Annotated in this window: 22 protein-coding genes; 12 read left to right on the top strand and 10 right to left on the bottom strand. The window is 40.5% G+C overall.

Translation table 11 applies throughout. From position 1 onward, the window contains the following. The first annotated feature begins 55 nt into the window (after positions 1 to 55). From ftsY to Aru01_RS09950, 3 genes are all read left to right on the top strand, one after another. Positions 56 to 1,138, top strand: a complete 1,083-nt coding sequence (ftsY, locus tag Aru01_RS09960; protein ID WP_016656752.1) for a signal recognition particle-docking protein FtsY — start codon at positions 56 to 58, stop codon at positions 1,136 to 1,138. A 176-nt stretch (positions 1,139 to 1,314) separates the two neighbouring features. Next, complete coding sequence (locus tag Aru01_RS09955) at positions 1,315 to 1,908, top strand: nitroreductase family protein (RefSeq protein ID WP_016656751.1); 594 nt, start codon at positions 1,315 to 1,317, stop codon at positions 1,906 to 1,908. Positions 1,909 to 2,114: 206 nt separating this feature from the next. Beyond that, positions 2,115 to 2,780 carry a DUF2057 family protein gene (locus tag Aru01_RS09950; RefSeq protein ID WP_016656750.1) on the top strand — a complete coding sequence of 222 codons (666 nt, stop codon included), beginning with the start codon at positions 2,115 to 2,117 and terminating at the stop codon, positions 2,778 to 2,780. Between the two features lie 156 nt (positions 2,781 to 2,936). Here Aru01_RS09950 and Aru01_RS09945 read toward each other — a convergent pair whose 3' ends face one another. Continuing rightward, positions 2,937 to 4,427: an amidase gene (locus Aru01_RS09945; protein WP_016656749.1), complete on the bottom strand. Its 1,491-nt coding sequence runs from the start codon at positions 4,425 to 4,427 to the stop codon at positions 2,937 to 2,939. Positions 4,428 to 4,581: 154 nt separating this feature from the next. Between Aru01_RS09945 and Aru01_RS09940 the strand changes: the two genes are divergently transcribed. Further along, positions 4,582 to 5,055, top strand: coding sequence for a hypothetical protein (locus Aru01_RS09940; RefSeq protein WP_016656748.1), 474 nt, complete (start codon positions 4,582 to 4,584; stop codon positions 5,053 to 5,055). A gap of 115 nt (positions 5,056 to 5,170) precedes the next feature. Here the strand turns inward: Aru01_RS09940 and Aru01_RS09935 are convergent, their stop codons facing one another. The 4 genes from Aru01_RS09935 to dnaE all read right to left on the bottom strand — a co-directional run bounded on the left by Aru01_RS09935 (position 5,171) and on the right by dnaE (position 11,582). Then, the gene (locus Aru01_RS09935; RefSeq protein ID WP_016656747.1) at positions 5,171 to 6,082 is read right to left on the bottom strand and encodes an ABUW_2363 family tetratricopeptide repeat lipoprotein; all 912 of its coding nucleotides are present in this window, start codon (positions 6,080 to 6,082) and stop codon (positions 5,171 to 5,173) included. A 229-nt stretch (positions 6,083 to 6,311) separates the two neighbouring features. Further along, entirely contained in the window at positions 6,312 to 7,136 is an 825-nt protein-coding gene (gene cysE, locus Aru01_RS09930) for a serine O-acetyltransferase (protein ID WP_016656746.1), read from the bottom strand. After that, positions 7,136 to 7,975 carry an RNA methyltransferase gene (locus tag Aru01_RS09925; protein WP_016656745.1) on the bottom strand — a complete coding sequence of 280 codons (840 nt, stop codon included), beginning with the start codon at positions 7,973 to 7,975 and terminating at the stop codon, positions 7,136 to 7,138. Before Aru01_RS09925 ends, cysE begins: the two co-directional genes overlap by 1 nt. Positions 7,976 to 8,018: 43 nt before the next feature. Next, positions 8,019 to 11,582, bottom strand: coding sequence for a DNA polymerase III subunit alpha (gene dnaE, locus Aru01_RS09920; RefSeq protein WP_040331235.1), 3,564 nt, complete (start codon positions 11,580 to 11,582; stop codon positions 8,019 to 8,021). A 182-nt stretch (positions 11,583 to 11,764) separates the two neighbouring features. Between dnaE and Aru01_RS09915 the strand changes: the two genes are divergently transcribed. Together Aru01_RS09915 and Aru01_RS09910 are read left to right on the top strand one after the other, a co-directional pair. Further along, positions 11,765 to 12,679: a tetratricopeptide repeat protein gene (locus Aru01_RS09915; RefSeq protein WP_016656743.1), complete on the top strand. Its 915-nt coding sequence runs from the start codon at positions 11,765 to 11,767 to the stop codon at positions 12,677 to 12,679. A gap of 155 nt (positions 12,680 to 12,834) precedes the next feature. Continuing rightward, a complete protein-coding gene (locus tag Aru01_RS09910) occupies positions 12,835 to 14,820 on the top strand; it encodes a gamma-glutamyltransferase family protein (RefSeq protein WP_016656742.1) in 1,986 nt (661 codons plus the stop codon). Positions 14,821 to 14,912: 92 nt separating this feature from the next. Here the strand turns inward: Aru01_RS09910 and Aru01_RS09905 are convergent, their stop codons facing one another. The 3 genes from Aru01_RS09905 to Aru01_RS09895 all read right to left on the bottom strand — a co-directional run bounded on the left by Aru01_RS09905 (position 14,913) and on the right by Aru01_RS09895 (position 18,063). Further along, positions 14,913 to 15,836 carry a LysR substrate-binding domain-containing protein gene (locus tag Aru01_RS09905; RefSeq protein WP_016656741.1) on the bottom strand — a complete coding sequence of 308 codons (924 nt, stop codon included), beginning with the start codon at positions 15,834 to 15,836 and terminating at the stop codon, positions 14,913 to 14,915. A 112-nt stretch (positions 15,837 to 15,948) separates the two neighbouring features. Then, a complete protein-coding gene (ycaC, locus tag Aru01_RS09900; protein WP_016656740.1) occupies positions 15,949 to 16,572 on the bottom strand; it encodes an isochorismate family cysteine hydrolase YcaC in 624 nt (207 codons plus the stop codon). A gap of 255 nt (positions 16,573 to 16,827) precedes the next feature. Further along, complete coding sequence (locus Aru01_RS09895; RefSeq protein ID WP_016656739.1) at positions 16,828 to 18,063, bottom strand: pyridoxal phosphate-dependent aminotransferase; 1,236 nt, start codon at positions 18,061 to 18,063, stop codon at positions 16,828 to 16,830. Positions 18,064 to 18,214: 151 nt separating this feature from the next. Here Aru01_RS09895 and msrB point away from each other — a divergent pair, with 151 nt between their 5' ends. From msrB to Aru01_RS09865, 6 genes are all read left to right on the top strand, one after another. Next, positions 18,215 to 18,634 (top strand): peptide-methionine (R)-S-oxide reductase MsrB, encoded by a 420-nt coding sequence (gene msrB / locus Aru01_RS09890; protein ID WP_016656738.1) that lies wholly within the window; start codon positions 18,215 to 18,217, stop codon positions 18,632 to 18,634. Then, positions 18,631 to 19,128, top strand: coding sequence for a glutathione peroxidase (locus tag Aru01_RS09885; protein WP_016656737.1), 498 nt, complete (start codon positions 18,631 to 18,633; stop codon positions 19,126 to 19,128). The genes msrB and Aru01_RS09885 overlap by 4 nt, the downstream gene beginning before the upstream one ends. Positions 19,129 to 19,146: 18 nt before the next feature. Continuing rightward, positions 19,147 to 19,983, top strand: coding sequence for an AraC family transcriptional regulator (locus tag Aru01_RS09880; RefSeq protein WP_016656736.1), 837 nt, complete (start codon positions 19,147 to 19,149; stop codon positions 19,981 to 19,983). A 104-nt stretch (positions 19,984 to 20,087) separates the two neighbouring features. After that, on the top strand, positions 20,088 to 20,705 hold the full coding sequence (locus Aru01_RS09875) for a LysE family translocator (protein ID WP_016656735.1): 618 nt from the start codon (positions 20,088 to 20,090) through the stop codon (positions 20,703 to 20,705). A gap of 64 nt (positions 20,706 to 20,769) precedes the next feature. Next, positions 20,770 to 21,351, top strand: coding sequence for a TetR/AcrR family transcriptional regulator (locus Aru01_RS09870; RefSeq protein ID WP_040331329.1), 582 nt, complete (start codon positions 20,770 to 20,772; stop codon positions 21,349 to 21,351). Between the two features lie 181 nt (positions 21,352 to 21,532). Next, positions 21,533 to 22,717 carry an MFS transporter gene (locus Aru01_RS09865; RefSeq protein WP_016656733.1) on the top strand — a complete coding sequence of 395 codons (1,185 nt, stop codon included), beginning with the start codon at positions 21,533 to 21,535 and terminating at the stop codon, positions 22,715 to 22,717. A 92-nt stretch (positions 22,718 to 22,809) separates the two neighbouring features. On the opposite strand, the gene Aru01_RS09860 is transcribed toward Aru01_RS09865, so the two are convergent. Further along, positions 22,810 to 23,193: a hypothetical protein gene (locus tag Aru01_RS09860; protein WP_016656732.1), complete on the bottom strand. Its 384-nt coding sequence runs from the start codon at positions 23,191 to 23,193 to the stop codon at positions 22,810 to 22,812. A 118-nt stretch (positions 23,194 to 23,311) separates the two neighbouring features. Then, positions 23,312 to 24,481, bottom strand: coding sequence for a succinyldiaminopimelate transaminase (gene dapC, locus Aru01_RS09855; RefSeq protein ID WP_016656731.1), 1,170 nt, complete (start codon positions 24,479 to 24,481; stop codon positions 23,312 to 23,314). Between the last annotated feature and the right edge of the window lie 10 nt (positions 24,482 to 24,491).

Below are 24,491 nucleotides of genomic sequence, written 5' to 3'. Positions count from 1 at the left end.
CATGAAATTATGTTAGACTCAGCCTTTTAACGCGATGTTTTTCAAGGAATCAGGAATGCAACAACACGAAAATAAATTTTTGATTGATGCAGATATTGGGGACGATGATGTCACTTTGGCGAGTTTACCTGCTGTAGATGTTCCTATTATTGAAAATCATCCAGCGCAAACAGCTGATGCAACAGTAAGCACTGAATCAGAAGAAGCAGCAAAAGGTGGCTTTTTTAGTCGTATGAAAGCGGGTCTGACCAAGACACGTAGAAATCTTGCTGATGGCATGGTTAATATTCTGATCGGTGGTAAAGAAATTGACGATGAATTGCTTGAGGAAGTTGAAGAGCAATTGTTAGTGGCCGATATCGGTGTTGAGGCGACGAAAACCATTATTGCCAATCTTACAGAGCGTACAGCACGTGGTGATTTGATCTATTCACATGCACTTTATAAAGCTTTGCAAGAAGAATTGGTGAGTTTATTGGCACCAAGAGTAAAGCCATTACATATTGACCCGAATAAAAATCCCTATGTGATCTTGGTGGTGGGTGTTAATGGGGTAGGTAAAACAACAACTATCGGTAAGCTTGCTAAACGTCTACAAGGTGAAGGCAAAAAAGTCATGTTAGCTGCTGGTGATACCTTCCGTGCTGCAGCCACTGAGCAATTACAAATATGGGGTGATCGAAACAATATTAGTGTTGTTTCTCAAGGGCATGGCGCAGACAGTGCATCAGTAATTTTTGATGCTTTTGAAAGTGCTCGAGCGAAGGGTATTGATGTCCTGATTGCTGATACAGCAGGGCGTTTACATAATAAAAGCAACTTAATGGAAGAGTTAAAAAAAGTTAAACGCGTAATGCAAAAAATTGATGCAACTGCACCACATGAAATTATGTTGGTTGTTGATGCAGGTACTGGGCAGAATGCTGTGAACCAAGTTGAGTTATTTGACGAGGCAGTTGGATTAACAGGTTTAACCATTACTAAGCTCGATGGTACAGCTAAAGGTGGTGTATTGTTCAATATCGCAAGTAGAACACATGTTCCTATTCGATTTATTGGGGTGGGTGAGCAAATTGATGACTTACGTCCATTCTCAGCTAAAAGTTTTGTAGCAGCTTTGTTTGAAACTGATAAATAAAAATAACGATCTGATTAAATTCACTTAGCCAATTTTTACAACAGAAATTGGCTAAGTTATTAGTGTTCTGTAGTTAGAACACTATGTTATGTACATTCGCATGATTGTGTCATAAATCATCTTTAATATAGCCATATCGAATATTACGAACTAACACTTAGAAAAGGATCTGTTTTATGTCATTTTTAGATAAAATCACTCAACGCCGTACTATTTATGCTATTGGTAAAAATGTAAATATTGATAATGCTGTGATTGAAACGCTCATTAAAGATGCAGTGAAGCACAGCCCATCAGCTTTTAACTCACAGTCTTCACGTGCAGTTATTTTATTTGGTGATTCACATACGCAGTTTTGGACGATTGTACTCAACACGCTAGAAAAACTTGTACCTGCACAAGCATTTGAAGCGACTAAAGCAAAAATGAATAGTTTTATTGCAGGTCATGGTACAGTTTTGTTCTATGAAGACCAAGATGTTGTGAAAGGGCTACAAGAACAATTTGCGGCGTATGCAGATAATTTCCCAGTTTGGTCAGAACACTCAACTGCTATTGCACAATTTGCAGTATGGACTGCACTTTCTGAGCATGGTGTGGGTGCATCACTACAACATTATAATCCAATCGTAGATGATCAAGTTGCTGAGCAATTCAATATTCCAGCTTCTTGGAAGTTGCGTGCACAGCTTGTGTTTGGTTCAATTGAAGCACCAGCTGGTGAAAAAGAATTTATTGACGATACAGCTCGTTTTAAAACATTTAACTAAGTGTGTGAAATTTCCTACTTATAATCTTTGATTTGAGTGGGGATGGATCTATTGTTAATAGTATTTAATAAAAGAACGCTGCGGCGTTCTTTTTGTTTTAGGGTGCTGCTTTAATTTTTCAAAGCTGTCATATAACTGTCATGTTGAAATTGCATAGTGCATTAAGTTTTACAGTTTTTTGACAATGAGTGAGAGTGGTGGTACCGATGGCGTTAAATAAATTAAGCATGATCGCACTGGCATGTATGATGAGTAGTTCTGTATTTGCAGCAGTCACTATCACCAGTCCAGAAGATATCGCATTGATTGCCATCAATGACCAAGAGGTCAATACCGGTTTATTTCGTACTGAAAAAAATAGCTATAAAGTAGATGCTGGAAATACTGCATTAAGTGTGCGCTATCAGCAGTTCTTTAAGCATGCCAGTGGTGAACACGATATTGCAAAGTCTGGTGTTGTTACTATTCAGGCACCGAATTTGGTTGATGGTCAAACTTATCGATTGGCAGTAGTTAATCAACCGAATAATTATGATGATGCAGTTAAATATGCAGAGCAACCCACCATTGCATTGTATGATGCTAAAAACCAATTAGTGGTACAGCAAACGGGTGCTAACAACGAAGCTAAACCATGGTTCAAATCAGGTTTATTTAGCCGTGCCTTTGACTACACCTCTGGTAAATCTTCTGCTGCTCAGCCTGCACCTGTGTATGCAAATAATACAGCAGCGACTCCAGTTGTAGTTACAACACCCGTGAATAATGCAGCTGCCATGACAAGTGGTAAAGACCAACAAATGATTCAGCTATGGAAAGGAATGACCAAAGCAGAACGTCAAAAATTTATGAATTGGTTGGCTGAACAATAGTTAAAAGCTCATCGAGCTGTCAATGCAATCTAGCCAATATTTTGATTATATCTATAAGAAATAAAAAAAGTAGAAGCGTAAGAACGTCAAGCTTGGACCACCTACGAAATACTCCATTTGTAGGTGGTTTTTATTTTTGCGAATAAATATGAATAATTAGAGTTTGATATTTTGATATTGCGGCATCCACGGCTGTGCTTGTTCAAGCTGTGTGGCGAGTTGTAAAAGTAATCCTTCGGCTCCAAAGGGTGCGATAAATTGAGAACCTATAGGTAGATGTTCTTTATTCCAATAAAGCGGAACAGACATTGCAGGTAGTCCTGTAATGTTTGCTAATTGTGTGAAAGGTACCCACTTTAAATTATTTTTAACAATAAATTCAAATAAATGACTATGGGCAAGACGGTGAGCTTGATCAAACTTTAATAAACTATGCATCAGTGGGACTTGCCATTTTGGGGTCTTAACTTCTCCATTTTTAGGTGCAACAGATGCAGTAGCAGGAAGGAGGTAAAGATCATAGTGTTGAAAGAACTGATTCATCTGTGCGCTATAATGGCCCCAGTTGTTTAACGTTTCAATATAGTCTATGGCACTAACTTTGGCACCCATAGCAGCGATTACACGCGTATCTATTTCAAAATCTCGGTCAGAAGCACCATGTTGTTTTTTAATTTGTTGCACGGTATGTGCGCATTGACTAAACCATGTGCGTAAAAAATCTTTGGCTAAGGCCAGTCCATCAATTTTAGGCTGATCTTCTACAACATCGTGGCCCAATGATTCCAATAGCTTAGCGCTATGCAGCACAGCAGCAACGGCATCTTTAGAGACTTTGGTGGTAATTGGGGATTGGGTACTAAATGCAATTCTTAATGGTCTGGGCGCTTGTGTAATTTGATCAAGATAAGACTGTTCAGGTGCTGCGATGTTAAAGGTTGAAAAAGGGCCTGAACCATGACTTGCATCCAGCATAGCAGCACTATCACGTACTGATTTGGCTAAGACATGCTGCATTGCAGCGCCGTGCATAGCTTCACTAAAATGAGGGCCCCACGGTGTACGTCCTCGACTCGGTTTTAAGCCGAATAGACCACAGTAAGATGCAGGTATACGAATAGAGCCACCACCATCGCTAGCACCGGCTAATGGAACAATTCCAGCAGCAACAGCAGAGGCAGCCCCACCTGAAGAACCACCAGTATTGTGTTGAAGATTCCATGGGTTATGACAACTTCCCCAAGCATCAGGCTCAGTAATCCCTTTAATACCAAACTCAGGACTATTGGTGAGTCCCAAAATACTGACTCCTGTGTTCTCCCACCGTTTTACAATTTCTGCAGTTTGCTCTGCAACGTAAGGTTTTCGCTTTAAGCTATTAGAACCATAGCTACTGACAATACCAGCATAGTCTTGATGTAAGTCTTTTAGTAAGAAGGGAACCCCAGAAAAAGGGCCTGCAGTGGGGTTGTCGAGTTTAGCCTTAGCTTGTTCAAAGGTTTTAATGGTAATTGCATTAAGTTTTGGATTGACAGCCTCACTACGTGCAATAGCAAGCTCTAAAAGCTCATGTGCTTGCACTTGTTTTTGTTGTACGAGTTGAGCTAATCCTAAGCCATCATATTGAATATATTCTGAAAATTTCATTATCAGTGGACCCATATAAAATTTGAAAAATTGTTTGTCATCCGATGTATTGTTACTAGCATAACCGACATATTGTTCAACAATGGTTATTTTTGATCGCTATTGCAGGAAATTATGATAAGTTATTTCAATGAATTAAGAACCAAGTTGAAATATGAACAAAGTCTCTTTACTGATTGTCTTGTCAGTTTTAGTCGCACCGACGGTTTTTGCAAATAAAACAGCCACTCAGGCTACAGCCACTGCAAAAAATGAAAATATGATTCGTGTCATTTCACGTCCTGAAATTATGGGATTGTGGGGTATGCAATTGCCAAATAATAATACCTGTATTGAATATTATAATTTCAAAGGGGGTAATGAATTGGTCGTAAATAGCGGTAAAGAATGGTCTACAGGCATTTATGAATACCAACCCGCACCTGATAATACGATGAGTCGGTTGCCTGTTATGGCAATGCAAATTAAATATGATAATGACGAAATAGACTGTTCTGGATTACAACAAGATCAGTCAGGTGAAGTCTCACAATTTTTTGTGAAATGGAATAATCCAAACAGTATTAGTTTTTGTGGTACGGCCACAGGCGAACAGTGTGTAGTCGACTTACATCGTGTTTTACCTTAGTTTAAATTGGGCACTGGCTATAATTTAAATCAAGCCAATAAACTTAAATAATCAGCCTATGCAATAAAAAAACCACCTTAAGGTGGTTTTTTTATTGTGTTGAGTTTAGCTAGACTTAAGACGTTTTCTTAAGAATTTGCCAAACGTTGTAACGATTTTGTTTTTCGATTTCAAGGATTAAGCGATCTGCAACTTCTGCTTCCTCAGGGTATTTTACTTTATAGTTTTTCAAAGTCTGAATGGCATTTTTCTTTTGTTCCATACCAATGAAGTTGTTTGCAGAAGAAAGGTAAGCTTCTTGTACACCCGCTTTCATTGCACGGTCTAAATAAGGGATAGCTTCACGTTGGCCACCACCTTCAGAAAGAGAGAAACCAAACCACAGGTTCGCTTCAGCGTCATCTTTGTTAATTTTTAAGATACGTTGAGCGTATTTAAGAGATTTAGTGGTGTATGCAGAACCAAGATCGAGGTTACGTCCCATCACGCTGGCTTTAAATGCACGAATCAAAATATCGAATGAAGCTTTGTCGTTTGCAGCTAAAGTATCAAGTTGTGTAGAGACTTCTTTTAATTTACTTTCAAAACCTTTACGTTCCATACGGTCAGTAAATTGAGGTGGGTAATGACGCGCTTTACCTTCAACCATTTGTAAGAAATCATCGATATTGGTGATGTCAATTTCATTGTCACCAGCAAGTACGGCATATTTCATTGCGCGATCTTTTGAGTTTACCGTTGGAATAATGAGTTTATTCGTGTCTAAAACCAATTTTTGGCTAGGATTTTCTGGACGGCTTACTTCCATTTTTGCTACAGGCTGTGCAGCAGCCTTTTTTAAATCCAGTTCAAATACTGGTGGTTCTGCGTAATTAAAAGGGTTAAGCGCATAAAATGGAGGGGTTAGATCTGGTTCTGTGAAAACAATTTGACTACTGTTAGATTGTTGATGCTTTACTGGTCCTGAACTACATGCAGTAAGTAACAAGGCAGCAATCAGGCTGTATGCCAAGGGCTTAAGGGTCATAAGATTCATCCAGATAGTTTTTTTAGATCAAAATTGTTGATGTCGCTCAGTCTATGAAAAGAACCTAAAACATGCAACTTCTAAAGCGAAACATTATTAAAAAACATACATTAGCTTGTAATTTTCACTAAAAAATTTACCATTTGTTGATATAAGTGTTCAGGTAAAAAAAAGCAGTTCAACATTGTTGCTGAACTGCTTTTTATGACAAGGTGAGATTGTGAGACGATTAACTTTTGTCAGTTTGTGATTCACATTCTCTACGGATGTCTTCAAGAACTTTTAATTCTTTATCACTAAGTTCGTGTTCATGCTCATGTTCAACATGTTTGAAACTTGGATCGATTTTAGATAGGCGTGCACAAAGTGCATTCATTCGCTGTTCTGTATATGACAGTCGATCGAGTAATACGCGCATACCTTCAAATACTGGATCTGCTAGGTTAGGTGTTGCTGCATAGGCTTGGAACTTGTCTTTGGCAGCATTTTGTGCCAAATCATGTTGTTCTTCAGGTGAAGCATTGGGTTGATCTTTAAACTGCTCTTTATAGATAAAGCGCGCAGGACTACCTACAGCAGTTACACCCGCAGGTACAGCTTTTGTGACCACGGTATTTGAGCCTACTTTGGCATTTTTACCTACAGTAAATGGTCCCAAAATCTTAGCGCCTGCACCGACAACCACACCATCTTCAAGTGTAGGATGGCGTTTGCCTTTGTTCCAAGTTGTACCACCTAAGGTCACCCCATGATACAAGGTGACATCATCGCCGATTTCAGCTGTTTCACCAATGACGACTCCCATACCATGGTCGATAAAAAAACGGCGACCAATTTTAGCACCAGGATGGATTTCGATTCCTGTTACAAATCGACTAAATGAAGACAAAACACGCGCAGAGGTTTTACACTCTTTTTTCCACAGCTCATGTGCGACACGATGCATCATTAATGCATGAATCCCCGGGTAAGTGGTCAATACTTCTAGACGGTTACGTGCGGCTGGATCTCGCGCGAAGACAGCTTGAACGTCTTCTTTGAGCTGTTTAAGCATTAGTTTTGATCCTCTCGATGAGTTGATTTTTTCCATGTGCCATTACTGAGGGCTTGTACGCGGGTAAAAACCCCTCGAAGTAAATGATATTCCATACGATCTAATTGTATACGTCCAAAAAGACGACGCAAGCGTAAAGGTAATAATCTTGGGTTTTCTGGGTCAAAAAATTCAATATCGGCTAACATTTGCTGCATATGTGGGTAAAATTGCTGCATTTGCTGTTGCGTTACCAGCGGCTCATCCCACTGCATCTGCTCTTCAGCAGTGACCGGCATGGCTTGTTCTTGTTGAGCTGAAGCCGTTGTGCTGTGTTCAAGGATAGCCATACGCATCTCATAGCAGACGATTTGAATCGCTTGAGCTACATTGAGTACGCCGTAGTCTGTATTGACTGGAATGGTTAAGTGATAATTGGCAAGAGCAAGTTCTTCATTGGTGAGACCACGATCTTCTCGGCCAAAAACAATTGCTACTTCTTGATTTTTTTCACTGATTGCCTGCATGGCCAAGTTGGCAGCAGGTCGAACATCAAGTAAAGGCCAAGGAATCGTGCGGCTTCGGGCACTGGTACCAAAGACCAAATGGCAGTCTGCGATGGCTTCTTCAAGGCTAGACACGATTTCAATTTGTTCAATCAGATCGGTTGCACCTGCTGCGAGCGCATCAATATCTGGATGCGGATAAGTCTTGGGGGCAACCAAGACGAGTTTAGAAAGGCCCATCGTTTTCATTGCACGCAAAGCACTACCAATATTGGCAGGTAGGGTGGTGTTGACCATGACGATACGGACATGTGCCAACTGTGTAGACACAGCGGCATTGTCAAAATTTTGCATATTTATTCCAAATAACTCTTTTTTTAGATCACACATCTTGGGATTAAGAATACTGTGAGATTTCTGCTTGGTAGAGATCCATTGCTTCATCCATGCTCATATCACTCGGCGGTGGCGTAAAGCTTTGAGTCATTGCCGGTTCTGCAACTTTGGCAGCTTTGGATTTGACCTGATATTCAACATGAATTGCTTCTTTACCAAAGTAGTCACGTAATTTGCTGAGTAGTTCATCGGTTGGGGTGATTAACCAGTCACTGGCCAAATGGACTTGGGCCGATGCATAGCTATACTCTAGCTGTAATTGCAATGGAATGTGTTGACAGGAATCAACATGACAGAAGGGTTGGATCATCTGTTTAAGATCTTGGGCTAAGTTTTTACCACATTGGCTTGGATCAAGCTGAATCTGGATCGAGTTTGCCCGTTTTTGTCGAATTTCATTGAGTGAGAATGCCTTAGTTAAGCGGCCCATAGGGCGATCAAAACCTTCACGCTCATATATTTCACCTTCAATGACTACAACTTTTTCGCTTTGTACAATATCTTTAAAGCGTTGGAAACGTTCATGGTTCGCAGAGACTTCGATACGGGCTGTACCATCATCAAGGGTAATCATCATGCGGTTTGGAAAGTTCGCAACATCGATCACGAGGCCAGCAAAAACAGTCGTCACACCACGACGTGTCGGGGTGAGTTCATTAATTTTATTGGGAATAAATGCTTTTAATTCAGTTTTATAGACGTCAATAGGATGCCCAGTTAAATACAAGCCTAGCGTGTCTTTTTCACCTTTTAAACGAACCTCATCGCTCCATGGCTTAAGTGGTTTAGCTGGTTTACGTTGAACTTCTTCAACTTCACCAAATAAATCCATCATGCCTGTTTCACGATTACTTCGTGCCTGATCTGCTGCTTGTACAGCTTCTGGTAACTGTGCCATTAGGCTTGAACGTTCAAGTCCAAGACAATCAAGCGCACCTGCACGAATCAGCGCTTCTAAGGTACGCTTGTTGATTTTCTTTAGGTCAATACGGTGACAGAAATCGAACAGGTCTTTGAAGTTACCGTCGCGTTGGCGTGATTCGATCACAGATTGCATGGCTTGTTCACCCACACCTTTAATCGCACCAAGACCGTAGACAATGGTCGATGAATCACTGGCATGAAAACGATAAAGTGACATATTCACAGAGGGAGGCAGCACCTCTAAACCATTTTCACGACAGTCATCGATTAAGAAAACTACACTGTCTGTGTTTTGCATTTCAGAAGACATGACTGCCGACATAAATTCGGCAGGGTAATGCGCTTTTAACCAAGCCGTTTGATATGCAACGAGTGCATAGGCAGCAGCATGTGATTTGTTAAAACCATAGCCAGCAAATTTTTCCATATAGTCAAAGATATGGTTTGCAGTGGCTTCATCGATATCTTTTTTCGCAGCACCTTCAATAAAGATTTGTCGTTGCTTGACCATTTCTTCAGGTTTTTTCTTACCCATAGCACGGCGTAATAAATCCGCGCCACCTAAGGTATAGCCTGCGCAGTACTGAGCAGCCTGCATCACCTGTTCTTGGTAAACCATAATGCCGTAAGTTGGTTCAAGTACACCTTCAAGCAGAGGATGTAAATATTCAAACTCACCACCATGCATACGGTGGATGAAGTCAGGAATAAGATCCATCGGACCTGGGCGATATAACGATACGAAGGCAATAATCTCTTCAAATTTACTTGGGCGCGCTTCTTTTAACATGCGCTTCATGCCCACGGATTCAAACTGGAATACCGCCGTGGTATTGGCATCAGCAAAAATATTGTAGGCCTGAGTATCATCCAGTGGAATTTTTTCAATCACCACAGGTGAGGTGACATCACTACGTTTATTGATATTTTGTAGTGCATCCTCAATAACCGTTAAGTTACGCAGACCTAAAAAGTCAAATTTTACCAGACCCGCTGATTCGACATCGTCTTTATCGAATTGGGCAACTCGGTTGGTTCCATCTTCATCACACAGTACAGCTGAGAAGTCGGTAATTTTGGTGGGTGCGATCACTACACCACCAGCATGTTTACCTGTGTTACGTGTAATTCCTTCGAGTTTTAATGCCATCTCCCAGATTTCGGCAGCATCATCATTGTCTGGGTTTGAGGGATTGGTCACGATATCGTGGAGCTGTGGTTCCATCTCAATCGCACCACGCAGGTCAATGCCAAGCGGTTTGGTTGGCACCATTTTTGAGATTCGGTCAGCTAGGCCATATGACTTGCCAAGAACTCGAGCGACATCTCGAATCGCACCTTTTGCAGCCATCGTACCAAAAGTGGCGATCTGTGAAACAGCATCTCGACCATAATGTCTTGATACATAGTCAATGACTTTATCACGACCCGCGATACAGAAGTCGACGTCAAAGTCGGGCATAGAGACACGTTCAGGATTTAAGAAACGTTCGAAGAGTAGATCATAGCGTAGAGGATCGAGGTCGGTAATTTTGAGACTATACGCAACCAAAGACCCCGCACCTGAACCACGCCCAGGACCTACAGGAACACCATTGCCTTTGGACCATTGAATAAAGTCCATCACGATAAGGAAGTAGCCTGGGAATCCCATGTTATTAATAATATTAATTTCATAGGCTAGACGTTCATCATAAGGTTTACGTATCTCAGGCCAATCTTCATCACGTTGTTCAACTGGATACAGTACAGCCAAACGCTCTTCCAAACCTTCTTGAGAGATATGCTCAAAGAAAGTATTAATGGTATGACCTTCAGGAATCGGATAGTCCGGTAGATGATAAGTCCCTAGTTTAAGTGAGACATTACAACGTTTAGCAATGTTGACGGTATTGCTGATCGCACTTGGAATATCTGCAAATAGCGCGCACATCTGCGCACTGGTTTTAAGGTATTGTTCGGTACTGTATAAGCGTGGGCGACGGCTATCTCCAAGCACATAACCATCCGCGATACATACACGGGCTTCATGTGCTTCGTAATCTTCAGGCGTTACGAAGTGCACGTCATTATCTGCGACAACACCAATTTGATATTTGTGCGCTAATAAAAGCGCTTGTTGAATAAATTCTTCTTCTTGTGGGCGTTCGGTGCGGGTTAAAGAAAAATAAACGCGATCACCAAATTTTTCAATCCAAGCTTCTAGCAACGGCTCAGCTTTTTGTGGGTTGGATGAGCAAAGCATTTTTCCAACATCACTATGTTGGCCTAATAAAACGATCAGATCTTGGGATTGATCTAAAATCCATTGTTTGTCGATGCAAGGAATACTAAGCTGTTGACCTTCAATAAAACCACGTGAGACTAATTCGGTTAAACTGCGCCAACCGATATTGGTCATAGCCAATAAACGAATCCTATGTTCCGCATCGTTGAGACGAACTGTACTGCCTAAAATTGGCTTGATACCTTTTGATAGGCAGCCTCGATAGAACTTCACTGCCGCATGTAAATTGGACAAGTCAGTCATGGCTAAGGCAGGCATGTTATCAGCTGCAGTTGCTTTAATAAGCTCAGGTATACGCACTATCGACTCTGTAATCGAAAACTCCGTATGCGTACCAAGATGAACAAACTGCATAGATAAATCCTTCATAAAAACCGCAGGCATTTTAGCACGCTCTGAAACATGAATGCAGTTTGCTAATCACTTTTCCCTCACTGTTATGATGTAAATGATGATTATTTGTTGGCAAGCTAAAAAAAATTCAATAAGATAATTCTACTTTGGACAGTTGTATACCAATTAATATTAGGACATTCATGAAGATTAAAACTTTAGCACTGGCAGTATTACTCGCATGTTCAAGTGCAACGACTGTATATGCTGCAGAACAAGTGGACTACAGCCCTAAACTTGTACAGTTAGCCACAAAAGGTGATGCCCAAGCACAATATGATCTAGGTGAAGCATATTACCAAGGCTATGGTGTCGAGGAAAACGAAGAACAAGCATTTAAATGGTATCAAAAGGCTGCTGCTAAAGGCCAACTTGATGCGATTTATTCAATCGGCTATATGTACGACGAAGGTCAATACGTGAATGAAAATAACGTAGAAGCTGTGAAGTGGTACACTAAGGCTGCTGAAAAAGGTCATTTATTGGCTCAGTACGCTTTAGGTTATATCCTTGAAGATGGTGAAGACGGCGTAAAAGCTGATCCGAAAAAATCAATGTATTGGTTACAAAAAGCAGCTGACGCAGGTCAGGCTGATGCCCAGTTCCATGTGGGTTATAACTATGAAAACGCTGTTTCTGTAAAAGAAGATTTGCCAAAAGCAATTCGTTATTACCAAAAAGCCATTCAGCAAGATCACAATAAGGCGATGAATAATCTCGGCTTAATGTATCAAGAAGGTCGTGGTGTACAGCAGAACTATGCTGAAGCATTACGTCTTTATAAACAAGCTGCAGATAACTATGACAATGAAGTTGCAATGTCAAACTTAGCTGAGCTCTATGAAAAAGGTTTAGGCACGAAAAAGGATTATCGTTTAGCTGCTGAATACTATGAAAAAGCTTATGAAAACGGTGACGTTGAGTCCCTAGATAAACTATCTAAACTTTACGAAACTGGTGGTTTTGGTTTGAAGAAAAATCTACGTAAAGCTAAAGAATACGCTGAATCTTATGCAGAGCATGCAGATGCATATGCAGAAGCAGCTGAAGCACAATAAGTTTGTTTATCTGTAACTGATTCGACTTATTTAAAAATGCCGTAGTATGATCTCATACTACGGTTTTTTTATGCCCTATCAGTTAAAACTTTTAAGCTGAAATTGACTACATAGCTAAAGTGGCTAGGGTGTGGTGTTAATAAAAGGAAATCTATATGAATAATAAGCGTTATATCATTATCTTGACGCTATCTTGTAGCACGCTTTTTGCTGTACAGAGTCAAGCTAGAGATACGGCAATTAGCATAAATAAAAATTTAAAAATTGATATAAATCCAGCAAGTTGTATGGACCATAGTCAGCAACAAGCTCAGCAGCAACAAGTTCAAAATGCAGTAACCGATAACACTTTTCCTGAGCCCGCTTCTGGATATCGGGCGGGGTTGCAGCCGCAATATGCCAGTCGATATATGGCTGTTGCAAATAGCCCCTTGGCAACTCAGGCAGGCTGCGAAATTTTGGCAGCAGGTGGTTCGGCGATTGATGCTGTAATTGCAGTACAAGCAGTACTGGGTTTGGTTGAGCCACAATCGAGTAGTATCGCTGGTAGTGCATTTATGTTGTATTACGATGCTAAAACAAAAAAAGTAAGTAGCTATGATGGGCGTGAGACAGCACCTGCCGCCGCTACGCCTTATTATTTGATCAGACAGGATCAGGCTGACCCGCATGCTGCTGCCCCTTTACCTTCTGCACGGCGTAGTGGTCGTTCAATCGGCGTACCTGGGGTCATGAAAATGTTAGAAATGGCGCATGATGAGCACGGTCAGTTGCCATGGCGAGGATTATTTAATCGAGCCATCTTTTTGTCTAAAAAAGGTTTTGTCGTACCGAATCGGCTGGCCGATGCCATTGTGACCAATAGCAAAGAATTACAACTCGATCAAAATGCGGTACAAACTTATTTTAAGCCTAGTGGTCAACCTTATCGCGTTGGTGAGATCATGACCAATCGTCCATATGCAAGCTCTCTAACACAGATTGCAAAAAAGGGCGCTCAGGCGATGTATAGTGGTGCAATGGCGGCCAATATCATTGCTAAAGCGGGGCAAACCATAGGTGATGATTCCGCGCGTACACCCATTACTCCAAGTTTGATGACTTTAAATGATTTATCAAATTATAAAGCGATTAAACGTGAGGCCATCTGTGCCACTTATCGTGAGCAGTATTATGTTTGCACCATGCCTCCACCATCTTCAGGAGGGATTGCTGTTTTACAAACGCTGGGGATATTAGAAAACTTTGATTTAAAAGCCTATCCACCTAAAGAGCGTGAAAACGAAGGGGGAATCCCGCATGTGATGGCGGTGCATTTGATCTCAGAGGCTGAACGTTTGGCTTATGCCGATCGTGATAAATATGTTGCAGATCCAGATTTTGTGCCATTACCGGGTCAAGGTAGTCAAAGTTTGCTCGATAAAAACTATTTAAAACAGCGCGCTGGGCTAATTAATCTTGATCGCTCTATGGGCGTGGCTAAAGCAGGAGAGTTCAAAACAGCTCAAGCTTTGGGACAAGATCTGACTCCAGAACGGGGCACCACACAAATTACTGTAGTGGATACGTATGGTAATGTCTCATCGGTAACCAGTACAGTAGAGTCAAGTATGGGATCTTTTCATATGGTTGATGGTTTCTTTTTAAGTAATCAATTAACTGATTTTTCTGCTCATCCTGTTGATGAACAGGGCGTGATGTTGGCCAATCGTATTGAAGCGAATAAACGCCCACGCAGTACGATGGCACCGACGATAGTTTTTAAAGGCACAGTACCTGATGATTTTTATATTGCAACAGGTTCACCAGGTGGTGGAACCATTATTCAATTTGTTGTAAAAAATTTGGTCGGGATGTTGGACTGGGGACTTGACCCGCAGCAGGCCAACGCCTTAATTAATTTTGGTGCGATGAATAGTGCAGTCACCAATGTTGATCATTCCAATGAAAAACTATCTTTGATTGATTTAATTAAAGCTTTGGAAGAAAAAGGCCATGTGGTCAATAAAAATGCTCAAACCAGTGGGGTTTCAACAATTATGCGTAGCCACGATTATTCAAAAGGTCAATTGAAGCAGAAACTTGTTGGTGGGGTGGACCCACGCCGTGAGGGGCTCGCTTTGGGTGATGCGGTTAATTAAGACATGAATTAACATGGCTTGTTGAATCAACTGTATTAGGCGAGAGGGAGTGTTGAAACACTCCTTTTTTCTTTGTCTTTATTTGGCCAACATCAATGAATAAATCCTGAGTGGGTTTTGGCCATGGCTTCGAGCCCTTCGACTAAGTGGTCTATAAGTTTAGCCATTAGCAAACGTTGTTCTTTGCGTGATGCATAAACCATTTGTACGGTACCAATATTTGAATACCACTCTGGAAATAAATGTATTAATTTTCCACTTTGAATATCTGCCTCAGCAATCAGATACGGTAAGTCCGCAATACCTAGACCATCTTTAGCTGCATAATATACCCCCAGAATATCACTACTTTTGATTCGTGGTTGAAGTGGGATGATGGTGCTTTCTTGGCTATGGGCATGGGTTAAGTGCCACTGGTATTCATGTGTTTGTGTGCCCAGTGCAATACTGGGGAAATTCTGTAAGTCAGTGAGCGATTGTAAGGTTTGATCGCGCAGTAAATCTGGGCTCGCGACTAAGCAGTGTGTAGTTTGAATCACATCTCGAACAATCAAGTTGCTGTCCTTAGTTGAACTAAAGTTGGTTCGAATGGCTAAATCCACATTGTCTTTGATAATATCAATCCGCTCGCTACTAATTTCGAACTCTATTTCTACCTTCGGATAACGGTTTAAAAATTGAGTGAACAGGTGACGTAGTTGAAAGCTTAACATCATGGGTGGGCAACTCACTTTTATGAGGCCTTCTAGTTCATTTTTTTGATTTAATAAAATGTGATCGGCATGTTCAGCATGTTGAATGATTCGGCAGCATTGTTCGTAAAACTGTTGGCCTAATGCAGTGATATTAAATTGGCGTGTAGAGCGATGAATGAGTTTAATCTTATAGTGATTTTCAAGGGCGATGACACGACGACTTAACTTTGATTTACTGATATTACTCGCTTCACTTGCAGCGCTAAAACCGGCATATTTTACGACCAGATAAAAGTATAAATAATCATCGAAATTCGGCATTTAATTTCCAAAAATTAGCATGATACTGAGTTTATCCATTATAGATTGCAAAACTGCGAAAGCCTAAAAGCAATTCAATAATCACTTTTAGGCTTTGCTGTGAAGCTAGTCGTTATTGGTTATTGTTTTGGTTGTAGCTGTTAATTAAGTTGCGATAATCAGGAATATGGTTGCCAAATAATGCACCTAGACCTTCAACATCATTACGCCAATCGCGATGCAACTCACATGCAGCACCAAACCAAGTCATTAACTGTGCGCCAGCACTTGACATACGGTCCCACGCAGAATCACGTGTGAGGTGGTTAAATGTTCCTGAAGCATCTGTAATCACAAATACATCGAAGTCTTCAGCAAGCGCTGAAAGTGTTGGGAAAGCGACACAAACCTCAGTTACTACACCTGCAATAATGAGTTGTTTCTTACCAGTTGCTTTAACTGCTTTGACAAAGTCTTCATTGTCCCATGCATTGATTTGTCCAGGACGGGCAATATAAGGTGCGTCTGGAAACATTTCTTTGAGTTCAGGAACCAGTGGGCCATTAGGACCTTGTTCAAAGCTGGTGGTTAAGATGGTTGGTAAATTAAAATATTTTGCGGCTGCAGCTAAAGCCAAGACATTATTCTTAAATTTATCAGGATCAATATCACGAACCAATGAGAGTAAACCAGTTTGGTGGTCAACTAAAAGTACAGCTGCGTTGTCTTTGTCTAAACGAACATAATTTTTAGCCATGTAGATATTCCTTAAAATGAGTTTTTAGATAAAAGTAGTGACTGCTTAAACTCAATATAGGCATCATGTTGTACAAGATAAAGACAATAAACTGAGAAGGATAATCCTGTTAATAGGATAATAGCTGTGATGCTTGGCAAGGTCGTGTGTTGCTGTTATTGGATTTATAGTGAGGAGCTGATTTTTAACTAAAAAAGCACTGCTTTTAGGCAGTGCTTTTCAATGAGATCCAAACTTAAGTTGAATCAAATTACATTAACGCATTTTTGCCAAGAAACGGCCAAGGCGTGTAATCGCTTCACGTAGTTCATTTTCAGCAGGTAAAAATACTAAACGGAAATGGTCCGGCGTTGGCCAGTTAAAACCTGTACCTTGTACCAGCAATACTTTTTCTGCTTTGAGGAAATCGAGCATGAGTTTCTCATCATCTTCAATCGGATAGATTTTTGGATCTAATTGCGGGAAACAATACATCGCACCTTCTGGTTTGACACAGCTTACCCCAGGAATTTCATTGAGCATCTCCCAAGCAATGTTACGTTGCTCATAGAGACGACCACCTGGGCGAATTAAGTCATTAATGGATTGATAGCCACCCAGTGCAGTTTGAATGGCATATTGTGCTTGGTGGTTCGCACAAAGTCGCATTGAAGCGAGCATGTCCAAGCCTTCGATATAATCTGATGCACGTGATTTATCACCTGTGATTGCCATCCAACCTGAACGATAGCCAGCAATACGGTGCGATTTTGATAAACCGTTAAAGGTAATACAAAGATGATCACCTGCTAGCTCAGCAACAGACACGTGTTCAATACCATCATAAATGATGCGGTCGTAGATTTCGTCAGCAAACAAGAGCAGATCATGCTTTTTAGCCAGTGCCACAATTTGTTCAAGAACATGGCGTGGATAAACAGAACCTGTAGGATTGTTCGGGTTGATAATCACAATACCGCGGGTATTGGCTGTGATTTTAGCTTCCATATCGGCAATATCTGGATACCAACTATTTTCTTCATCACATTTATAGTGAATTGCTGTTCCACCAGACAAATTAATTGCTGCGGTCCAGAGTGGATAATCTGGCATAGGTACCAGCATTTCATCTCCATCATCGAGTAGGCCTTGCATAGCCATAACGATAAGCTCTGAAACACCATTTCCGATATAAACATCTTTAACATTTAGATCGTGAATATTTTTTTGTTGGTAATACTGACAAACTGCTTTACGTGCAGGAAAAATACCTTTGGAATCGGTATAACCAATCGCATTCGGTAAATTTAAAGCGACATCATTAATAATTTCTTGTGGTGCTTCAAAACCGAATGGTGCGGGGTTACCAATATTGAGCTTGATGATCTTATGTCCGGCTTCTTCCATTTCATTGGCGGCTCGTAACACAGGTCCACGGATGTCGTAGCAAACATGCTCGAGCTTTGATGACTTTTTGATTTCTCGTGGCGTTGTGTAACCTAAAACGGACATAATTCAATCCAATATAATCAGGGTTAGAAAAATAGATTACTGAAATATCACAATCTATGTTGAAATTTAACTAGAAATATATAAAGTTCTAGCGTAAATATGGATGCATCGAAGCATGACATTGAATGCTAAATAATTAAAGGAGTTAGTCATGGGAAAACTCAATAAAACAGACCGAGAATGGCAAAGAGAGTTATCACCTGAAGAGTTTAGGATTACTCGCCAAAAAGGCACTGAACCAGCATTCACAGGTCAATACTGGAATAGCAAGAGTGCAGGGGTTTACCGCTGCCGTTGTTGTGGTGAAGAGCTATTTTCATCTGAAAGTAAATATGACAGTGGTAGTGGTTGGCCAAGTTTCTTTAGACCGATCAGTGCTGCTGCGATTGATGAGCATACTGACCATAGTCATGGCATGCGTCGTGTAGAAATTACCTGCCATCATTGCGATGCGCATTTAGGACATGTTTTTGAAGACGGGCCGCAACCGACAGGTCTTCGTTACTGTGTCAATTCGGCTTCATTAGAACTTAAAACAAAAGAAAAAAATGATGAGGATACCTATCCATGAGCAATATTTACCAGTTTGATGCTGAGCTATTAGATGGACAAAATAAGAGCTTAGCTGATTATCAAGGCAAAGTTCTTTTGATCGTTAACACAGCAAGTAAATGTGGGTTTACGCCGCAATTTGCTGGCCTTGAGAAGCTTTATCATAAATATCGTGAGCAAGGTTTAGAAATACTCGGTTTTCCATGTAATCAATTTGGGGGGCAAGATCCGGGGAGCAATGAGCAAATTGGCGAATTCTGTAGTAAGAACTATGGGGTAAGTTTTCCTATGTTTAGTAAGGTCAATGTCAAAGGGCCTGAAGCACATGTTATTTTTCGCTATTTGACCAATCAAAGCAAAGGTATATTAGGCAGTGGTATTAAGTGGAACTTCACTAAATTTTTAGTGAATCGACAAGGTGAGGTGATTAATCGTTATGCACCGACCACTAAACCTGAAAGTTTAGAACAAGACATTGAACAAGCTTTGGCACAAGCTGCAGTCAGTGCTTAATTTGACTTTAGTAAATTTATGACAGAAGCAACCAGTAATTTTTGGCGTGATTCACGCATGCCCTATGTGGAGACACGGCGGGCATGTGCGAGTCGAATCTGTTATCAAGCACATAGCCATCCCACCTTTTCTATAGGCGCCGTAGATCAGGGCCATAGCTGCTTTCATAGTCATCAAACAGGCGAGCAAATCATCACAGCTAAAACCTTAGTGCTTATGCCTGCTGATGTGGTACATCGCTGTAATCCTGTACCAGAACAGTCATGGAGTTATCAAATGCTACATCTTGATGCTGCATGGTTAAACACATTATTACAAGAATATCGGATGAATCATCCAACATTGGCCACACCGTATATGGCGCCATTACAGGCGCAAGTGATTCAAGATGTAGCGCTTTATCAAAATTTCACTGAGCTTAATGACAGTTTATTTAATCCTGAACTGACCATTGTAGAAAAAGAGCAGCGCTTGGTGGATATGTTAATCCAACTTTTAGAACCTACGAGTGTTCAGACACATTCACTGGTCATGCCTGAAATAGAACAGCAGCAGTTTGTGGACGTGTTGAATTGGCTGGCTCAAAGTGAGGATTTTATCTCTCTACAAGATTTAGCTACACATTTACAGATCAGTCGTTTTGCATTGATTCGCCTATTTAAACAACAGCTCGGCTTGGCCCCACATGCATATCAAATCAATTTAAGAATCAATCAGGCACGGGAGTTATTACGTGCTGGACAAGCTCTGGCAGATGTAGCTTTTGCCTTGGGTTTTTGTGATCAAAGTCATTTTCATCGTAGTTTTAAGGCTTATACAGGCATTACACCAAAACAATATCAAAATGTACTTTAGCCTAATTTAAACTTTAATCTATTAACGTTAGCCTTCTGCAATTTTATACAAGAATTAGATGTGCTATGACGATTACAGTCTGATCCGTTTGAAGGAGAGACTCAATGTCGTTATTTTTTTTACTTGCATTCACTCATTTTATTGCCTTGTTATCACCTGGGCCTGATTTCTTTTTAATTGTGACGACATTATTGGGGCAGGGACGCCGTGCCGCTCATGTCGTATGTATAGGCATTGCAGTGGGTAATGCGGTCATTTTACTGTTGATTTTATATGCCTTACATCAATTGGGGGGACTAGACCCTGATATATTACAACTGGTGAAATATGCTGCGGCCACGTATTTACTTTATTTAGCATTGCGCTGTGTTATGGCATTGCGGACACTCACGCCGCTGAGCTTAAAACAATCAACAGATCAAGCAAAGTTCTCAAGTACTCAATATTTTTATTTGGGTTTACAATCGAGTTTATTGAACCCTAAAAATATCATCTTTTATAGCAGTGTATTATTACTTGTTCATAGTCAGTATAACGGGTTGCAACAATTGGGTTTAGCAAGCTGGATGGTGATCGTGGTTTATCTGTGGAATTGCTTATTACTGCGCTTACTGAGTCGAGAGGCCTATCTTAAATGGTTACAACAAAAAATTGTTTGGATTTATAGCATTTCAGCGCTGTGTTTTTTGAGCTTTGCACTCAGTGCGATTTATCTGACCTAAGTAAATTTGACAATGATTCACGGTTTGGGTAGATTATTTGGAATGATTGTTCCAGTATGAAATGATGCGTATTAAAGAATTCGATCCAGATCAAGTCACTGATGCTGTTATGCAGGTCTTTTGGCATAAGGGCTTTGCTGCAACTTCTGTACAAGATTTGGTTGCAGCGACAGGGTTATCACGAAGCAGTTTATATAGCACTTTTAAAAATAAAGAAGCGTTATATCAGCGGGCTTTATACCGCTATCATATTAATACCCAAAAAAATATTGATTTACTATCAAGTGATGGTCCTGTAAAAGCGATCATTAGCCAACTATTTTCCCGCATTATTGCAGATGAAATTTCTGATCTACAGCATCGTGGCTGCTTTATGGCCAATGCCAGCTTGGAGTTGGCTGGGCATGATGAAAAAATTGCGCAATCAGTTCGGGATAACTTTCAACGATTACAAATTGCATTTGAGCGTTTAATTCAGCGTGGACAGCAAAGTGGTGAACTCAGTAGCCAACACTCAGCCAGAGCGCTGGCCCTTTTTTTTGTGAATACTATACAAGGTATAAGGGTACTCAGTAAGGCGTGTACTGAACAAAATCGTCAGGAATCTCTACAGAATGTGGTAGATATAGCATTAAATAGCCTCTAAATCCCACCGTTAAGTCCTAAGTTGAGCTTTGCTGACTTAGGATTTTATTTTCTTTGATTTGGAATGATCGTTCCAGTTAAGCAGGATCAAATAAAATGATTGATAAAAATGTATTTGTAGTTTGGAAACGAACACGGACTCATCAGTGGAATGTGCGAGCTGAGCATGTGAGACAACCCATATGAATCCTCAGCATGAACAAAAATTGCCTATTGATAAGTTACTGGCTTTTTCTTTGGCAGGATTTTTAAGTATTATGACCGAAACCATACCAGCGGGCTTGTTGCCTTTAATCAGCCAAGATTTAAATATTTCGCAGGCTTTAGCTGGACAGTTTATTTCCATTTATGCTTTAGGCTCTGTGATTGCTGCGATACCTGTCGTATATGCAACTCAAAATTGTCCTCGGAAGCAATTACTTTTATTTGCGGTCACAGGTTTATTTATTTTTAATAGCCTAACAGCAGTATTATCTAACTATTATTGGATTTTCATCGCACGCTTTATTGCGGGTATGGCAGCAGGGGTAATCTGGGGAATTTTAGCGGGTTATGCGCGAAATATTGTATCGAGTCATTTGCAAGGTCGAGCACTAGCGATAGTCGGCATTGGTCAACCCTTGGCTTTGTGTATGGGATTGCCATTAGGCACATGGTTAGGACAGCTATTCGGTTGGAGAGAAGTGTTTGGCATTCTTTCTGTTCTTGCCTTAATGTTAATGATCTGGGTCGCGATCAGCCTTCCTCAAGTCGAGGGGCAACAGGCCAATAAACAACGATCGATTTTGGATGTTTTTTTGCAGCCTGGAATACGTTCAATTTTAGCCGTAATTTTTATTTGGATATTTGCACATAACTTACTCTACACCTTTCTTTCCCCTTATTTAGCCTCAGTACACCTTGATCAACATCTAGATTTGATTTTATTAATTTTCGGTCTATCGGCCTTAGTTGGGATTTGGATCACAGGAGTTTGGGTGGATCGAGCATTGCGCAAACTCACCTTGATTTCTTTAGCTGGTTTTGCTTGTGCTGCTATCTTCATGGGCTTAATGAGTCAGCAAGCATGGGGGGTGATTTTAGGTATTATCGTATGGGGGATGACATTTGGTGGCGCACCTACTTTATTACAAACAGCGATCGCAGATGTTGCAGGAAATCATGTTGATCTTGCTCAATCAATGTTAGTGACTGTATTTAATCTCGCTATTGCAAGTGGAGCAATTATGGGTGGTGTTTTATTGCAGTATTGCGGTATAGCATCGTTTTTTATGCTCATGACTTTACTGGCAGTCACTGGATTATGGTTGGTATTTCGTGCAAAAAAATATAGCTTTAAGTCTGGTCATCGTTTGAGCATTGAATAGGGTTTACACCTTTCATGATGCTTTGTGTACTTGAGGTGGATGAGCTTGAGCCCATCTACCTCATTGATAATTTTTTAAGTGTTATACCACTATTAATTTGAGATAAGCTGAGTTCGCTGTGTATTTATTTGCATAAAAATATAAACGCCAAATTGTAAGACAGCCCAATAGCCAAAATTTCTGATGAAGGCGCTCAATAAGTTTGTAGATCCAAAAGTGAGATCTGTAATCAGCAAAAAAGTCACCAGTGTTATGTGTAAATAAAAAGTCTGTTTTGTTTTATTTACAGCCGCACCTGAAGCGTTAGCATAGCCAATGAGTAATAGGCCTACGATCATCATCAGTACGCCCAATGTTATGAAACTTCCTTCATAAGGCTGTACACCATACATGAAGATTATTTTTACAATCCCTGTTAATGCACATAAACCAATAAATGAGCCTACCAGATGGTTTATAAAATATTTTATTTTCATAAGGGTACTTTCGAGATTTTACTGTCTATATATTACAATTATTGAATCACATGACTCTATTGTTTTTTATCGAAAAATAATACAGTGAGTGGGCCTAAGCCCATTCACTGTGCTGAATTTACAAAATTGCTTTTAGGCGTTGAACGACTTCTTCGCACTGTTGAAGACTTGCCACCAAGGCCATACGCACATGACCCGCACCTGGATTCCCTTGTGCTGTATCTCGTGATAAATAGCGTCCGGGTAATACCTTAATATGTGCTTTTTCCATAAGCATTTGAGCAAAAGTCTCATCATTATCGACTTTCAGCCAATAGTAAAAGCCTGCATCTGGTTTTTTGAGTGGCAGAATATGGCCAAGCTCAGATTGGAACAAATCAAATTTGGCACGATATTGTTGACGGTTTTCTTTTACATGTGTTTCATCATCCCAAGCTTCAATAGAAGCAATTTGATGCTGTACTGGCATTGCTGCACCATGATAAGTGCGGAATTTTAAGTAAGGTTTGAGCAGTGCTGCATCTCCTGCTACAAAGCCCGAGCGCATACCCGGTAGGTTTGAACGCTTAGATAAAGAATGAAATACAATGCAATTTTTATAGTCGTGACGGCCAAGCTCGGCACAGACTTCAAGCAGGCCACAAGGTGCTTGATCAAACCAAAGTTCTGAATAGCATTCATCCGAAGCAATAATAAAACCGTATTGGTCAGAGAGTTCAATTAACTTTTTAAATTGTGCTTTGCTATAGACAGCACCAGTAGGGTTCCCCGGTGTACAGATGAAAACGATTGCTGTGTTTTGCCATACTTCAGCGGGTACAGCATCAAAGTCACCGATGTAGTTGTTATCTTCAGTACAGTTAACAAAATAAGGTTTCGCTCCTGCTAGAAGTGCTGCACCTTCATAAATTTGGTAGAACGGGTTGGGCATGACCACATAAGGTGCACGCTCACGTTCAACAGCAGCTTGAACAAAAGAGAAGATCCCTTCACGGGTTCCAGATACTGGCAAGACTTGTTCTTCGGCACAAATGTGTTGCAGCTGAAAGCGATGTTGTAGCCAATTCGCGATACTTTGTCTGAGTTGTAGTAGACCTTTACTATTTGGATAAGTCGAAAGATGTTGGTATTGTTCCGACAATGCCTGAATCACAAATTCAGGTGCAGGATGCTTGGGTTCACCAATTGAAAGTGGAATCAGAGGCATGTCTGCAGTTTGAATGTTTTGAAACAGCTGATTGAGCTTTTCAAATGGATAAGGGTGAAGTAAATCTAAGCTACTATTCATGAAACAAGGA

The organism is Acinetobacter rudis (genome assembly GCF_000829675.1).
Classification (GTDB): Bacteria; Pseudomonadota; Gammaproteobacteria; order Pseudomonadales; family Moraxellaceae; genus Acinetobacter; species Acinetobacter rudis.
The sequence above is the reverse complement of the archived record's forward strand: the minus strand, read 5'-3'. Positions and strand labels throughout refer to the sequence as shown.

Bases quoted from the DNA above. Each gene is read 5' to 3' on its own strand.
- Aru01_RS09935 (WP_016656747.1), bottom strand. From the start codon at position 6,082: ATGACCCTTAAGCCCTTGGCATACAGCCTGATTGCTGCCTTGTTACTT.
- ftsY (WP_016656752.1), top strand. From the start codon at position 56: ATGCAACAACACGAAAATAAATTTTTGATTGATGCAGATATTGGGGAC.
- Aru01_RS09880 (WP_016656736.1), top strand. From the start codon at position 19,147: ATGACAGAAGCAACCAGTAATTTTTGGCGTGATTCACGCATGCCCTAT.
- Aru01_RS09885 (WP_016656737.1), top strand. From the start codon at position 18,631: ATGAGCAATATTTACCAGTTTGATGCTGAGCTATTAGATGGACAAAAT.
- Aru01_RS09865 (WP_016656733.1), top strand. From the start codon at position 21,533: ATGAATCCTCAGCATGAACAAAAATTGCCTATTGATAAGTTACTGGCT.
- Aru01_RS09905 (WP_016656741.1), bottom strand. From the start codon at position 15,836: ATGCCGAATTTCGATGATTATTTATACTTTTATCTGGTCGTAAAATAT.
- Aru01_RS09875 (WP_016656735.1), top strand. From the start codon at position 20,088: ATGTCGTTATTTTTTTTACTTGCATTCACTCATTTTATTGCCTTGTTA.
- Aru01_RS09895 (WP_016656739.1), bottom strand. From the start codon at position 18,063: ATGTCCGTTTTAGGTTACACAACGCCACGAGAAATCAAAAAGTCATCA.
- msrB (WP_016656738.1), top strand. From the start codon at position 18,215: ATGGGAAAACTCAATAAAACAGACCGAGAATGGCAAAGAGAGTTATCA.
- Aru01_RS09945 (WP_016656749.1), bottom strand. From the start codon at position 4,427: ATGAAATTTTCAGAATATATTCAATATGATGGCTTAGGATTAGCTCAA.
- Aru01_RS09955 (WP_016656751.1), top strand. From the start codon at position 1,315: ATGTCATTTTTAGATAAAATCACTCAACGCCGTACTATTTATGCTATT.
- dnaE (WP_040331235.1), bottom strand. From the start codon at position 11,582: ATGCAGTTTGTTCATCTTGGTACGCATACGGAGTTTTCGATTACAGAG.
- Aru01_RS09910 (WP_016656742.1), top strand. From the start codon at position 12,835: ATGAATAATAAGCGTTATATCATTATCTTGACGCTATCTTGTAGCACG.
- Aru01_RS09860 (WP_016656732.1), bottom strand. From the start codon at position 23,193: ATGAAAATAAAATATTTTATAAACCATCTGGTAGGCTCATTTATTGGT.
- Aru01_RS09940 (WP_016656748.1), top strand. From the start codon at position 4,582: ATGAACAAAGTCTCTTTACTGATTGTCTTGTCAGTTTTAGTCGCACCG.
- Aru01_RS09915 (WP_016656743.1), top strand. From the start codon at position 11,765: ATGAAGATTAAAACTTTAGCACTGGCAGTATTACTCGCATGTTCAAGT.
- dapC (WP_016656731.1), bottom strand. From the start codon at position 24,481: ATGAATAGTAGCTTAGATTTACTTCACCCTTATCCATTTGAAAAGCTC.
- Aru01_RS09925 (WP_016656745.1), bottom strand. From the start codon at position 7,975: ATGCAAAATTTTGACAATGCCGCTGTGTCTACACAGTTGGCACATGTC.
- Aru01_RS09870 (WP_040331329.1), top strand. From the start codon at position 20,770: ATGCGTATTAAAGAATTCGATCCAGATCAAGTCACTGATGCTGTTATG.
- cysE (WP_016656746.1), bottom strand. From the start codon at position 7,136: ATGCTTAAACAGCTCAAAGAAGACGTTCAAGCTGTCTTCGCGCGAGAT.
- Aru01_RS09950 (WP_016656750.1), top strand. From the start codon at position 2,115: ATGGCGTTAAATAAATTAAGCATGATCGCACTGGCATGTATGATGAGT.
- ycaC (WP_016656740.1), bottom strand. From the start codon at position 16,572: ATGGCTAAAAATTATGTTCGTTTAGACAAAGACAACGCAGCTGTACTT.